Source organism: Marinigracilibium pacificum (assembly GCF_012926615.1).
Taxonomy (GTDB): domain Bacteria; phylum Bacteroidota; class Bacteroidia; order Cytophagales; family Cyclobacteriaceae; genus Mangrovivirga; species Mangrovivirga pacifica.
Genome location: NZ_JABBNU010000002.1, coordinates 31844 through 46505 on the forward strand (window position 1 = coordinate 31844; position 14662 = coordinate 46505).

Annotated in this window: 12 protein-coding genes, 1 tRNA gene and 1 riboswitch; of the genes, 10 read left to right on the forward strand and 3 right to left on the reverse strand. The window is 35.0% G+C overall.

Annotated features, from left to right (window positions below; genetic code table 11):
• Window positions 1-1128, reverse strand: coding sequence for an efflux RND transporter periplasmic adaptor subunit (locus tag HH304_RS02670; RefSeq protein WP_169677918.1), 1128 nt, complete (start codon window positions 1126-1128; stop codon window positions 1-3).
• Between the two features lie 136 nt (window positions 1129-1264).
• Between HH304_RS02670 and HH304_RS02675 the strand changes: the two genes are divergently transcribed.
• Together HH304_RS02675 and HH304_RS02680 are read left to right on the forward strand one after the other, a co-directional pair.
• Entirely contained in the window at window positions 1265-1804 is a 540-nt protein-coding gene (locus HH304_RS02675) for a DUF1697 domain-containing protein (RefSeq protein WP_169677919.1), read from the forward strand.
• 135 nt (window positions 1805-1939) lie between these two features.
• Entirely contained in the window at window positions 1940-2488 is a 549-nt protein-coding gene (locus HH304_RS02680; protein ID WP_271711475.1) for a methyltransferase, read from the forward strand.
• On the opposite strand, the gene HH304_RS02685 is transcribed toward HH304_RS02680, so the two are convergent.
• Window positions 2489-5317 (reverse strand): TonB-dependent receptor, encoded by a 2829-nt coding sequence (locus HH304_RS02685; RefSeq protein ID WP_169677920.1) that lies wholly within the window; start codon window positions 5315-5317, stop codon window positions 2489-2491.
• 50 nt (window positions 5318-5367) lie between these two features.
• Here HH304_RS02685 and HH304_RS02690 point away from each other — a divergent pair, with 50 nt between their 5' ends.
• The 4 genes from HH304_RS02690 (at window position 5368) to HH304_RS02705 (ending at window position 7666) form a co-directional block, all read left to right on the forward strand.
• The gene (locus HH304_RS02690; protein WP_169677921.1) at window positions 5368-5901 is read left to right on the forward strand and encodes a hypothetical protein; all 534 of its coding nucleotides are present in this window, start codon (window positions 5368-5370) and stop codon (window positions 5899-5901) included.
• Window positions 5902-5978: 77 nt separating this feature from the next.
• The gene (locus HH304_RS02695; RefSeq protein ID WP_169677922.1) at window positions 5979-6365 is read left to right on the forward strand and encodes a nuclear transport factor 2 family protein; all 387 of its coding nucleotides are present in this window, start codon (window positions 5979-5981) and stop codon (window positions 6363-6365) included.
• Window positions 6366-6378: 13 nt separating this feature from the next.
• Complete coding sequence (locus tag HH304_RS02700; RefSeq protein ID WP_169677923.1) at window positions 6379-6978, forward strand: hypothetical protein; 600 nt, start codon at window positions 6379-6381, stop codon at window positions 6976-6978.
• A gap of 25 nt (window positions 6979-7003) precedes the next feature.
• Entirely contained in the window at window positions 7004-7666 is a 663-nt protein-coding gene (locus tag HH304_RS02705) for a hypothetical protein (RefSeq protein WP_169677924.1), read from the forward strand.
• Here the strand turns inward: HH304_RS02705 and HH304_RS02710 are convergent, their stop codons facing one another.
• On the reverse strand, window positions 7667-8152 hold the full coding sequence (locus HH304_RS02710) for a DUF5683 domain-containing protein (RefSeq protein WP_169677925.1): 486 nt from the start codon (window positions 8150-8152) through the stop codon (window positions 7667-7669).
• A gap of 183 nt (window positions 8153-8335) precedes the next feature.
• Here HH304_RS02710 and HH304_RS02715 point away from each other — a divergent pair, with 183 nt between their 5' ends.
• The 4 genes from HH304_RS02715 (at window position 8336) to thrA (ending at window position 14616) form a co-directional block, all read left to right on the forward strand.
• Entirely contained in the window at window positions 8336-8803 is a 468-nt protein-coding gene (locus HH304_RS02715; protein WP_169677926.1) for a hypothetical protein, read from the forward strand.
• A 305-nt stretch (window positions 8804-9108) separates the two neighbouring features.
• Window positions 9109-9183: transfer RNA gene (locus HH304_RS02720), tRNA-Pro, on the forward strand.
• 541 nt (window positions 9184-9724) lie between these two features.
• The gene (locus HH304_RS02725) at window positions 9725-10816 is read left to right on the forward strand and encodes a chorismate mutase (RefSeq protein WP_169677927.1); all 1092 of its coding nucleotides are present in this window, start codon (window positions 9725-9727) and stop codon (window positions 10814-10816) included.
• Window positions 10817-10922: 106 nt separating this feature from the next.
• Window positions 10923-11027, forward strand: a riboswitch (SAM riboswitch).
• A gap of 184 nt (window positions 11028-11211) precedes the next feature.
• Window positions 11212-14616: a bifunctional aspartate kinase/homoserine dehydrogenase I gene (gene thrA, locus HH304_RS02730; RefSeq protein WP_169677928.1), complete on the forward strand. Its 3405-nt coding sequence runs from the start codon at window positions 11212-11214 to the stop codon at window positions 14614-14616.
• The last annotated feature ends 46 nt before the right edge of the window (window positions 14617-14662 follow it).

Here is a 14662-nt window from a genome sequence, read left to right on the forward strand (position 1 = left end):
TTAATTTGATTTTACCTTAGACTCAAATGTCATTATCTTGGGGCTTATAGTCATTCCATCAGATACCTTTTGAATACCATCCAAAACAATCTTGTCACCTTTTTTTAAGCCTGACTTAACAACAAAATAATCTCTGTATGGTGCAAGGATTTCGATTTGCTGCTGTGTAACAGTGTTGTCGGGGTTCAATTTCCATACAGAAAAACGACCTTGAAGTTCTGAAACTGTACGCTGAGGTATTAATAAAGCATTACTTTGTGACGTAACTGTAGCTCTGATTTTTGCAAATTGACCGGGTCTTATAACTCGATTTGGATTGGGGAATGCAGCCTGAATTAATATTGCTCCGGTCGATGCATCAACCTCTCTGTTAATGAAATTAACTTCCCCTTTATAAGGGAAGATGGAACCATCAGCCAAAACCAATTGTAATGGAACTTTTGCTTTTGACCTTTTCTGGTTATTTTTTTCTAGTTCATAAATAATCTTAAGGTAGTCACTTTCGGTAAGGAAAAATTCAACGTGAATTGTATCAATTTTTGATACAGTATTCAAGTTTGTGGACCCAGGTGAATTACCAATAAATTCTCCCTCTTTAGCATTTGTTTTTCCAATGATACCGTCAATTGGTGATGTTATTTTTGTGTAGCCAAGGTTTATTTCTTCCATGTTTACCTTTGCTTTTACTGCATTAAGATTTGATTGTGCAGCATCTTTAGAAGCAATAGCAGCATCTAGTTCTTTCTTACTTACTGCATCCATATCAGCAAGTGGTTGAATACGTTCAAGGTCATTTTCTGCTTTTACGAGCATTGTACGAGCAGCAGCAAGTTCACTTTGAGCTCCAATAAGTGATTCTTTGAATGGTTGAGCGTCTATTGTATAAAGTAATTGTCCTTTTTTAACTGGAAAACCTTCCTTGAAATGTATGCCATCAAGGAATCCTGATACTCGCGATCGAATAGGGATATCTTTTTTACCATATACCTGACCAACAAATTCCTGTTCAAGATTAACTGAATCAGAAGAAACTTCTATCACAGGGATTTCCAAAATCATTTGTTGTGGAGGAGGTTTCTTAGTACAGGAAGTCAGAAATATTATCGCTATATAAAATAGATATTTCATTAATAATGCATTTAAGAGAATGAATTGGAAGAGGGGTTTTTATGGCTTTTCCTTTATTAAATTAGAGTATTCTTAGGTTAAAACAAAGCTATTTTGCTTATAATTATTAGATTTGAATACAATAATTTTCAAGGCTATGAATAAAAATATCTGCTTACTGAGAGGGGTAAATGTTAGTGGGAAAAACTTGATAAAGATGAAGGATTTCAAAGTCCTGTTGGAGTCATCGGGCTTTCACTCGGTTAAAACTTATATACAAAGCGGGAATATAGTTTTTGAAACACCGGAAAATGATAAGAATAAGGTTTCAAGTGATTTTTCAGAGATAATAAAAAGTAATTACGGGTATTCTGTTTCCTGTTTGGTACTTTCTCCAGGCGAGATTTTACAATCTTTAAATGATTTTCCGGAAGAGCTAAAAACGAATAGATCACCGAAGAAATCTTATGTTATGTTTCTGAATAATCCGGTAGCCGATGAATTCATCGGAGAAATACCATTGGAAAAATATGAACCTGAGCGTTTTGGAGTGAAAAAGAATGTGATATACTATTCAATACCAGATAATATTTCACCAGGCAAGCTAGGCACAAACCTGTTTGAATCGAAGTTTAAAGTAACCGGAACAAGCAGGAATATTAATACATTAGAAAAGATAATTGATCTTGCGAAGTAAGAATTATAGAATGTTAAATTACCTTCATTAATTTGTATTTATAGGATCGAATGAAACTTGTAATAACTATTTTTTTGATATAAAGGGTTTATTAGACTATTTTTAAATTTGCTTTTGAGAGAAATCTACTCAAAAATGCAAGATAATGTTACTGATATGGAAGAGATTAACTTAGATAGACATAAGAAGAGATATAACAAAACTCTGGAATTTATGAAAAAGCATATTCAAGATGGGGTACAAGTCCTTGATCTTGGGATAAAAAATCCTTTTTCAGAAATGATGGAATCTTCCGGATATCAAGTAATAAATACTCAAGGAGAAAATCTTGATGATGAATATATGAAGTATGCAGAGAAGGAAGTGGAGGTTGTTACTGCATTTGAAATTTTTGAACATCTTTTTGCTCCTTATAATTTTCTTAAGAACACAAAGGCAAAAAAACTATTTGCATCTGTTCCGCTTAAGCTCTGGTTTGCCGATGCTTATTGGAACGAAAAAGATGACTGGGATAAACATTATCATGAATTTGAACCTAAGCAATTTGATTTTCTGCTTCAAAAAACTGGTTGGAAGATAATAGATTCCGAAAAATGGGTTAGTTCAGATTCTCAAATAGGATTTCGACCTATACTAAGAAGGTTTACTCCAAGACATTATATCGTCTATTGCGAAAGAGTTTAGTTATAAATTCTGATCATAAATAAATTTAACATAATATAGACCGCCGATTTGTGAGCTTCCGAAGCTTGTTACATAATAGTCATTAAGTACATTTGATCCACCAATTTTGATTGCTGAACGAATCTTCGGTAGTCGATAGGTGATTTGAAGATCAAGACTGCCGTATGCTGGTACTTCACCGATTCCAAATGATGATTCCCATTGGAAAGCCTCTTGCCAGTGCCAGTTAACACCAAAGCCAAATTTCTTCCAAACTCGGTATTTATTTAGATAAACATTATATCGGTATTCCGGAGTGTTAAATCTGGTTTGGAATCCCTGTTGAAACTCTTGATTTTTTCCCAGGGTACTGTAAGATAAATTACCTCCGAAAATAAAGCTGTGAGGAAGCATCCAATCAACACCTACAGCCCATCCCCAGTTTACAACTTTTTGATCCTGGCTAATAACAGTTTGATACCTTTGTTCTTCAGATGTATATGGGTTTTGAACTACTAGTAAATTACCTTGGAATCCATCATATTCGTTTATAAATATTTCAGCATCAACCATTAGGCTTTTTTGAAGGAAAAGACCTTTGTATCCAATTTCATATGCTAGAACAGTTTCGGCTCTAAATGGAGGTTTACCATCATAGACAGTGGTAGTGTCAGGTTGTGAAGTAACCGGATCTGATCCATTTAAAGGATATGTAGGGTTTGTAAAAACCCCGTATTTGTCAAGAATTTCATCCTGGCCACCAATAGATAAAATAGGTCCTACCCTTATGTCTACCCATTGGTCAGAAATTGCAGGAAATCTGAATGCAGACTGCGCCGAAGCTCTGATATTATGATTTTTATCCTCTCCTAGTGATAATACTGCTGAAACCCTAGGTGTAAAACGACCTTTAAAGTTTTCGTCCTTATCATATCTTGAAGATATGTTTAAACGTAGTCGGTCATTGAAATAAGTGTCAATAAATTGAATAAAACCACCGTACTGATAAGATCTGATAGGATTTCCAGGCGTATCGTAAAAGACAGTACCATCACTATCGATATTAAATAGTCTATATTGAACGCCAACAAGTAACTCGAATTTTTTCACAAGTCTGCTGAAGTTATAAATTCCTTCAAATTGGCTCAAAGAACTAAAATCTAATACCCTGGATCCACCCTGACCTATTGGTATGTCTGTGATTTGATTTTTATATGTATTGAATTCTGGTGTTCCCGCCAAAGGTTTTGCCGGCTCCTCTGATCTAAGAATAGTTCCGTTAATATCTCTGTTGTCAGCTATTGAAAGGGCATACTGATTAGCCTGACTTCTATCATAACCAAAGCCTAGTTTACCAATTAAATATGCTTGTATATAATCCTGGTACCATATTTCACTAGGCTTCCATGCTTCATTTATAAATGCGGCAGTTGCTCCTGCATCATACGTATAACCTGCATCTTCTTTTACCCACCAGTATCTTACTTCATAATCTCTGTTTTTAATCTCTGCTTTGATATTATATAACCTGAAGTCGTTAATAGAAAACCTGTTTTGAGCAGAATATACAGCTTGACCTTCAGCAATACCTCCTTGGAGAATTGCACGAGTATTTTTGTTGAATTTGTAGTGCGCAGAAAGGCTTGCCTTAGCATTATATGCATCATAATTAACAAGGTCTTGTTCAGCCCACCCACTTCTCGTAACTTTTAAAGGACCATCTTCAGTAAATGCATTTAGAATTGTATTGTATATCTGGTCATATTCAGGAGTTCCTGGAGTTGTTCCTTGTTCTTGTGCGGCTCTGTCAGCAATGTCAGGTGCCAGTATGCCAATGTCAATAGCTGTTTCGTCACCATAAACGTTCACACCATCATAATTGGTAGTGTTGTATCTGTTTTTAGTCGGATCATTCAAATTATTTTTGTCACGGTAATCATTAGCTATCCAATCCTTTGCTTTGAGATAATTTCCAGCGAATTTAAAAGCTAATTTTTCACTCAATACTTTACTATATCTAATATTGACATCATAATACGGAGAAGGGTTAATACCATCCTCTTGTCCTAACCTCATTACTCCGGTTTGTACACTTCCTGAAAGACCCATATATTCAAAAGGATCCTTACTTGTCATTACTAATGTTCCATTAAGACCTCCCGGGCCATATACTACTGAAGATGCACCTGTTATTAATTCGACACTTTCAACGTCTATTGGTGAGAGCCCTAATAGGTTGCCTGCACTAAAGCTTAAACCAGGAGCCTGATTGTTCACTCCATCAATTACCTGATTAAATCTGAAATTAGTATTTCCATTAAAACCGCGTGTATTAATATTTCGCAGAGTTATACTCTGAACATTCATATCGACACCTTTTAGCTTATACAGTCCATCATAGAAATTGGCCTGTGGCATCAGCCTGAGATCTCTTATTTCAAGTTTTTCAATAGTTACCGGAGATAAAAGAATACTTTCCTCGACTCTTGAGGCAGATATTACTATCTCATTACCGAATTTATTGTCTTCAGCTAATATGATGTTTTTTGAATATGTTCCGGGCATATCAATGGTGTCAGAAACAGTTTGATAACCAATCATGCTAAAGATTATTACTTGAGGCGTAGGAAGATCAGCTTCAAGCTCAAAAGAACCATTTGAAATTGAGCTTGTTCCTTTAAATGTCCCTTGAAAGTAAATATTTACTCCCTGGAGAGGTTCTCCTGAAGGATCTGATACTTTTCCGGATATTTTTATTGACTGACCAGAGAGTGTATAAGAATAAAAAAACAATGACAGGAAGGTCAGAAAAAGTGCTGTGTTATTACAATATTTACTTTTAATTATCATTATCTATTTGTATTATCGTAGTCAATATAATTAAAACAATAACGACAATCATGAAAAAGAACCGAATTTTACTTGCATTGCCGCTTTTATTTCTAGCGCTATTTATTAATGTGTCATGTGATGATGACGATGAAACAACTGATCCGTTGGTGGGTCTTTATGTGTTATCAAATGCAACTACAAATGAAGCGATTATCTATCAGGATAATGAGATCGTAGCTGCAAATTCTAACATCACAGCACAAATTGGCGCGGCTTTGTTAAGCGATGTAACTTGTACAACTGCCTCTAATGCTAGAGTTGAATTAGCTGCCAACAAAGAAGTTAATTACACTTGTAAAGGCGAAGGCGTTTCTGAAAAACAAGGAACATGGTTTTACAGTAGCCAGAGTCAAAGCTTGAACCTTAGTCTTGATCTTTTTGGTCAGGTTACTCCTGTGATTCTTCAAAATTTTGAAGATGACGGAACTAAAATCGAAGGTGATGTTGAGCTTCCTACATTCCCAGCGAATGTTATTAATCCTGATTTAACAGGTTTTGTTTCTCTAGATATGCATATTGTATTTACAAGAGACTCAAACTAATAATATTGCGATTTAAATTGTATGACCGGCAGGATATTCCTGCCGGTTTTTTTAATTTATAGGGTTTTAAATAGGAGATGATGGAAGATCTTGAGAGGAATAAACAGAACGCTGTTGCCTTTTATGATATGATGTTTAATGAGTGTAAACCTCGTGAGGCTGTAAATAAATATGTAGGCAGTGAGTATATTCAGCATAACCCGGAAGTGGGGGATGGTAAAGAGGCGTTTATTGAATATTTTGAAAGAATGGCAAAGGCGTATCCTGGTAAAAAAGTTTTCTTTAAGAGAGCAATTGCAGAAGGAAATCTGGTTGTTTTACATTGTCATCAGATTTGGCCAGGAGATAAAGATTATGCGGGGATAGATATTTTTAGGTTTGATGAGAATGGTAAGGTAGTTGAACATTGGGATGTGCTTCAAGTAATTCCTGAAAAATCGAAAAATGATAACAAAATGTTTTAATTAAGAAATTATAATGATCACTCTAATAAAGCTTGAATATAAAACATTAATCAAAGGATTTTTTATTGTTTTTATAGTTGTATTTCCATTTACTTTTTTGCCTGTCCTTTTTAAAGATGGAGATTTAATTGGAAGATTGTTCTCAAGAATTCCTTTATCATTATTATATACAGCTGTTTTTTCAATTATGTTGGTTATGGCAGCAGTTGCTCATAATTGGTCTAATGTAAAAGATCGAATGAGGTATTTTAATAAGCCAGCCTTTATAAGTCTTAACTTTGAATATATTTTGGAGGGACAAGGTAGTCTTGTCGAAGATTTATCTCCAAAGCTGTATGGGTATTATAATGATGTTGCCTTTCAAATTGATGTTTATATCGATCTAGATAATAATAAAAGAAAGGAAATTGAAATTATCCCTTTAAATTATTTGGACCCAAAAAGTGTTAAAGCATTAGTACAGCGACTGAACAAAGAATTTAAAGTTCGGAGTGATAGATCTTCAGTGTTGATTTCCATTCCTCTGGAAGAAAATAAGTTGAATGACCCTTCCTATTTATTAAAAAACTTAACTTTAATAACTCACCATATTAATAAATATAGCTATTCCTGAGTGGTAGAATTAAATATTGAGTTTGATGGAGCCAGTAAAAATATATAAACACAAGGATGTAGAAGCGATTATTGAGCTTTATGGTGAGCTATTGTTTGATAGAGATTGCTTTGCTACCATTAAAGAGCATTTGGAGGAAATTAAAAATTTTCTTTGGAATTCATTGAAAAACAAAAGTGAAGCTGCTTTAAAAGAAGTTTCAAATTATCACCCATATTATATGGGTAAAACGATTGATGAATTAGTGCATCTTCCACTCAATCAACAGGATGCCGAACTAACCATATCAAATGAATATGGATTTAAAAATTGGGATAATTTAATTGAGAAATCAAAGGTTGCATATAATTATGATTTTGAAGATGCTGTAGATTTCGCAATTTCAGGTCAGGCTAATGAATTAAATATGATATTGCAGAGATCTCCAATAATTATTGATCAATGTTCTCAATTTGGTCATAAAGCTACAATTCTTCATTATTTAATAGCGAATGGAACAGAGATGTGGCGTCAAATAGTGCCTGACAATTTGATAGATATCGTAAAATTATTATTAGACTATGGATGTACCTCCAATAAAGCAATGATTGTATATGGGGGAGAATATTACCCTTATGAGTTAATAGATTCATCCGCACATCTTCATAGTTGTAATCTGGATGATCAACTTAAAATGTTATTGAAATAATTAAAAGGTATATTTGAGTTGCATTCCTGGTGCAAAGTTTACTGTTGGACCATTAACAGCTGAAATGATTTGCTGTTGTCCTTTAAAGTATATCTCAAGTTTTTGATTTGCCTTTTCTGCTGAATGGATTGCATCAAATATAATAAATGTCTTTACCGGAATTAGAATTAGCAATGCTGTTTTCAGGTCTTTATTTTCATTTACTTTACAATTTCCAGATATACATTCTTCTCTATTAGAATACCTAAGCATAAAGTAATATGCAGAACTTTCGAGTATAAGTATTGCTATTCCCTTTACAGGCTGTTTGTTATAAAACTGCCCTCCTCCAGGTATAACTGCTGATAAAGCTCCCGCTAAACCAGGATTATGTTTTTTTCTTATTTCTTTATAAACACTAAAATCATGTATTGGACGAGCGTTGTATTGGGCGGTAATATTTAAGGAAAAGAAGGTAAATAGTGCGGTAATGGCAAAGAGTTTCATGGCCTTTTATTTTGTATGACCATTTCGTTTCTTAATAGGTTTAGTAGTAATTAAGATAGAAACGCTCAGTAGTTAATAAATAGGTCTTCTCTCCATTTGTAATTACGTCAAACCGAAATTTAAGATGTAGTTTATCGATAAATGAATAAAATGTTATCTTGAAGCACAAAAATGAAGCTATAAATGGATGCGACTTTTAAAAAGATGAATCTAAAAGATCAGAAAAGTGTTCTGATTTTAAACTCACCTGAGAGCTTTGAAGAAAATATAAATAATTTATCTAGAGATATTAGAGTATTTAGGTCAATATCAGAATTAGATCATGTAGAATTCTTTATTTCATTTGTTACAAAGAAGCAACAGATTGAAGAGCAGACTAAGGTATTAATTGAGAAAATATATGGGGATGCTTTGGTTTGGTTTTGTTATCCAAAAGGAAGCTCAAAAAAATACAAGTGTGATTTTAATAGAGATACAGGTTGGGAATCATTAGGCAAAGCAGGCATGGAGCCAGTAAGGATGGTCGCAGTTGATGAAGACTGGAGCGCGCTGAGATTCAGGAAGGTAGAGTTTATCAAGAAGATGACAAGAAGAGAATCCATGGCCATTTCAAAGGATGGGAAGGGGAAAACCTCTGGAAATAATAGATAAAAAGGGTAAAAAAATATTTGAATTCACGTGTTAGATAAATTAAACGTTATATATTTGCAGCCCGTTAAAGATGCCAAATCGGTGTTTTTAATGTTTCGGGTTGTAGCGTAGCCCGGTCATCTGGCACTGACGCTTGCGGTCAGCAAGGTCGCAGGATAAGAGTAGCTTGCAAATACAATTGAGTATTGAAGAAAATAATAACGGGTTGTAGCGTAGCCCGGTCATTGTGTCCCGACTTTAGTGTCGGGAAGGTCGCAGGATAAGAGTAGCTTGCAAATACAATTGAGTATTGAAGAAAATAATAACGGGGTGTAGCGTAGCCCGGTCATCGCGCCTGCTTTGGGAGCAGGAGGTCGCAGGTTCGAATCCTGCCACCCCGACTAAAGGTCTTACATTAATTTGTGAGGCCTTTTTTTATTTGTGAGGATTTAGATTTGATCGAAAATTAATTTCATTAAATACTTAAAATTACTGATGTCGGTCATCGTGTACTGACAGCTTGGAAAGCTCGTTAGTATCCTGCCACCCCACTAGGATGTAATACAGATTTAATAAGAACGCTCATCTCAATAGTTTCTTCACATTTAGATAAGTTCTTAAATGTTTCTTTCTTGTGTTTATTATTAAGATCCAAACAACTGTTTGTTTAATTTTTAAGGTGTTTTTTAATCAAAAAGATAGTTTTTGTTAGTGTAAATTAAATTTTTGATAAAAAACCGAAAAAATATTTGACAACTTAAAATAAAATGTTTTACATTAGCAACATATGATTTCGAACACAGCTACATATTTTGGTTACTTCTTTTTCTTTTATTATAAAATAAAAGGGAGGCCTTAGTATGTTTTAATGTATAAATGTATTTATGAAGCCTCCCAATCGGGAGGCTTTTTTTATGTCTTAATTTTTAAAAAAGTATTCCAATGAAAACGAACGTAATTGAATTATTTAATCAAAAAAGACCTGTAATTGTATCAGGCCCTTGTAGCGCTGAAAGTGAGGAACAATTATTGACTACAGCCAGACTGCTTGCTGATACTGGTAAAGTGGATATTCTTCGCGCAGGTATCTGGAAACCACGTACCAGGCCAGGAAGTTTTGAAGGTGTTGGCGTTGAAGCTCTTGGTTGGATGAAAAAAGCAAAAGAAGAAACCGGGCTGCCTATTTCTGCAGAGGTAGCTAAATTCAGTCATGTGTTTGATTCTTTAAAGCATGATGTTGATGTGATGTGGATTGGTGCCCGTACAACAGTAAATCCTTTTTCTGTTCAAGAAATTGCAGATGCACTTCAAGGTACTGATGCTACAGTTTTTATTAAAAACCCGATTAACCCTGATATTCAACTTTGGGCAGGAGCCGTAGAAAGATTGAGCAGAGCTGGAATTACAAAAATAGGTTTAATTCATAGAGGTTTTTCACAACATCAAAAGGTGAAATACAGAAATGATCCAAAATGGCAGCTTGCTTTGGAAATGAAACGTCAATTCCCTGAGCTTCCGATGATCTGTGACCCAAGTCATATATGTGGTAATCGTGAATTACTTCAGTCGGTATCACAAAAAGCACTTGATTTGAATATGGATGGTCTAATGATCGAATCACATATTAATCCGGAAGTGGCTCTTAGTGATAAGGACCAGCAAATAACTCCTGAAGTATTAAATAAAATGTTATCTGAGCTTGTGGTAAGAAGTAAGTCGATCGAGGACGCAAATTTCAGAGAAAAGATAGACGTACTTCGTAGCCGAATCGACATTGTTGATGAAGATATCTTGAAGTTACTTGGAGATAGAATGCAGATTGCTGAAGAGATTGGTAGAGTTAAAAATGATGAGGGAATTACTATTCTTCAGCCAAACAGATGGGATGATATTATTGAAAAGTCTTTAGTAAAAGGAGGATTACATGGATTGTCTGAGAAATTTATGAGAGCTTACTTAAAAGTGATTCACCAGGAGTCTATTGATCATCAGAATAATGTCATGAATAAGGCAAATAAAGAATTAGCAGATTAGCATTATGGCTTTATTTAAATTTTAATATGTTATATCCGTTTTCATTGGAATTTCAAAATAAAGCCTATATTTGCACTGTTTAGAATAGTAATACGTTCATTTACATAACTTATCAAGAAAGGTGGAGGGAACGGCCCTGCGAAACCTTAGCAACCCTTGCGAAAGTAAGAAGGTGCTAAATCCATCCTGAAATATTCAGGAGAGATAAGTCAAAAGAAGATCTTGAAACCTCTTTTGACATTAGTTGAAAGAGGTTTTCTTTTTTTTAACTCCCCACATCTTGATACAAATTAATAAGCAGTAGGTAGGGTATTGTAATCCTATCCTTCTGGTTTTATTTTATTCTGAGTCATGTATTTGAATAACATTGTTTGGATGTTATAATAAGATAATTAATGAGCGATCTTAAAAAATTTGTTTTAGCCGACCCATTTGAATTTGAAAATGGTGAAAGTATTGAAGGATTAACAGTGGCTTACCAAACTTTTGGTAAGTTGAATGAGAATAAAACTAATGTAATCTGGGTTTGTCATGCCATTTCCGGGAGTTCAAATGTAATTGAATGGTGGCCGGGATTATTTGGTGATGGGACTTTTTATGATCCTGAAAATTATTTTATTATCTGTGCTAATTCCATCGGGTCTCCATATGGTTCAACTAAACCTGAAAGCCTTGATTTTCCTCAATTTAGTATTCGAGATGTAGTTAATGCTTATTTCTATTTAGCTGACCATCTTGGGATTTCGCATATACATACACTGATTGGAGGTTCTTTCGGTGGAAATCAGGCATTAGAATTTGCCTATGGATTTAATGGTAAGATTGATCATTTGGTTCTCATTGCTTCGTGTAGTAAGGAGTCAGCATGGGGAATTGCTGTTCATGAATCACAACGGATGGCAATGCTTTCAGATCCGACATTTGGAACCAAAGACGGTGGCAAAGCTGGTATGAAAGCTGCAAGGTCCATGGCTTTATTGACATATAGAACTTCTGATGCTTTTATTGAAAAACAAACCGACACTGATGAGAAGGTGGATAATTTTAAATCCTCCAGCTATCTTCAATATCAGGGAGATAAGTTTATTAACAGGTTTAATGCTCTGAGCTATTATTATTTAACAAAGTGTCTGGATAGCCATAATATTGGTAGAAATCGCGGAGGAGAGGTTAAGGCACTTTCAGAGATTGATATACCTACTTTGGTAATTGGTATCGATACTGACTCGTTGATTCCAACCCGTTTTCAGCAGTTTATTGCAGAACATATACCAAATGCTACCTATAGGGAGATTAAGTCAGACTATGGCCATGATGGTTTTTTAATAGAAATTGATCAAATAGTTGAAAGGATTGAGTCTTTTTATATCAGGAATCAGCCAGTAAGGAACGATCAGAGAAAGGTGTTGAAATTTGGAGGTAAATCATTGAAAGATTCCGCAATCCTGGAAAATGTACTTTCCATTATTCAAACAGAACTGGAAAATAACCCGATTGCAGTGGTTGTTTCAGCTCGTGGTGATAGTACTGACAGATTATTAGAACTATATGAATGTGCTGGTAGAGGTGAATCATATGAGGAAAAACTTGAAATGTTTTTTAATGATCAAATACTTGATGATGTAAAGGTGGATCTTGAAGATGAAAGAATGCACCTTAACCTGGTTTTGCAAGCAATTCAAACCTTAGGGTATAAAGCCAGGCAAGTTGAAGATAAAGTTGTCGCAATTGGCGAATTGATTAGTGCGAAGGTTATTTCCGCTTTTTTACAAAAGCATGGAGTCCAGGCTATTTCAGTTGATGCCAGGGATTTAATTGTTGCCGAGCACGATCAAGGAGATGTCGAAGTTGATTTTCATACATCAAGGGAAAAAGTCCAGCAATTTTTTAGTCAGCTTGACCTTGATCAAGTGCCTATTATAACTGGGTTTTTAGCAGGTACCAGCAATGGAGAAACGATTACTCTTGGAAGAAATGGGAGTAATTACACTGCAACATTAATTGCGAGTTTCATTAATGCCAGTGAGGTTCAAAACTGGACCGACATTGATGGTGTTTATAGTGCCAGTCCAAAATATGTTTCTCATGCTATGAGGTTAGATCACATCAGTTACCGGGAGGCTAATGAGCTGGCTAATTTTGGGGCCAATGTTCTTCATCCTAAAACTATCCAGCCTTTACTATTTAATAATATTCCTCTACGAATTAAAAGCACGTGGAAGCCTGAAGATGAGGGTACATTAATTGATAAAACCGGGTCTGAGAAAGGTGTAAAGGCAGTTAGCTCGATAGAAGGAGTTTCTTTGGTGAGTATTGATGGTAAAGGTATGCTTGGGAAGGTTGGTATTGATGCCAGAATTTTTAATGCTCTAAGTAAACAAGATATAAGTGTCAGATTGATATCTCAGGCTTCTTCAGAAAGAGGGATTGGTTTTGTTGTAGATAGTGAGCTGGCAAACGAAGCTGAGTTGGCTTTAACACGTGAATTTAATAGAGAGCTGGAATCTGGTGATATTTCTTCAATCAGGGTAAATAATGACATGGCAATTATTGCTATAGTTGGTCGACATAATTTTGCGCTGGAAAGGGCAATTCAGGGATTAAGGAAAAATAAGATTTGGATGTATCTTATTAGTAATAGTATCAGTGGAGAACATATCTCACTGGTGATCAGTAATAAGAACATCAGGAAGGCAATGAATGTTGTCCATAATCAGGTGTTTGGGGCGATAAAAACAATTAATCTGTTTGCTATTGGCAAAGGTGTGGTCGGAGGAGCATTGATTGACCAGATTGTAAATACAGCGCCAGAGTTGATCGAAGAGAGAGGTATGAAGGTAAATGTAATTGGAGTAGCTGATTCTCGAAAGTATGTGTTTAATGAAAATGGATTGAATAAAGAATGGAGATCTTCTTTGGCTGCTTCTGATAAGGTAAGCTATTTGCCGGCAATCTTAAAGGAGTTGTTTGAGTCTGGTCTGGAAAATGTTGTCATAGCTGATAATACCTCGTCTGCTGAAATTACGGAAGCCTACCCGACAATCGTTAAGCATGGTTTTGATATTGTAGCATCCAATAAGAAGGCGAATTCTTCAGACTATTTGTTTTACTCTGAGTTGAGGAAGTTATTGAAAAGGAGGTCAAAGAAATTTTATTATGAGGCAAATGTTGGTGCAGGACTTCCTCTTATTGATACATTAAGAAGTTTAAAACATTCTTCAGATCAAATAACAAAGATTAAAGGGATATTTAGTGGTTCACTCAGTTATTTGTTTAATAAGTTTTCTATTGAAGATGTGTCATTTTCTGATGTTTTGCTTGAGGCAAAAGAAGCAGGATTTACAGAGCCAGATCCAAGAGAGGATCTTGATGGAATGGATGTAGCAAGAAAGCTACTGATCCTTGCCAGGGAAATAGGGTTGTCAAAAGAACTTGAAGATGTGGAGGTACAGAGTTTGATACCGGAAGAGTTACGTGATTTACCCGATTTTGACTCCTTTATTTCGAAAAAGGAGGATTTAGATCTTTATTATGGTAAAATTAAAAATGATCTGCCTGAAAATGAAGTGCTGCGATATGTAGGTGAGTTGGATGTAGTTGAAGGAAAGTTGATAGTAAGTTTGGTTAATGTTGATAAAAATTCCCCGCTAGGTGCTTTGAAAAATGCCGATTCAATTTTTGAAGTATATACCTCAGGTTATGGAGATCATCCTTTTATTATCCAGGGAGCAGGAGCAGGAGCTGAAGTAACTGCCAGAGGAGTTTATTCTGATATTTTGAAAATTGGTATTCAACTATAAAAGTTAAAATGAGTGGAGCTGCATTTATATTGACTCCGCTCATTTA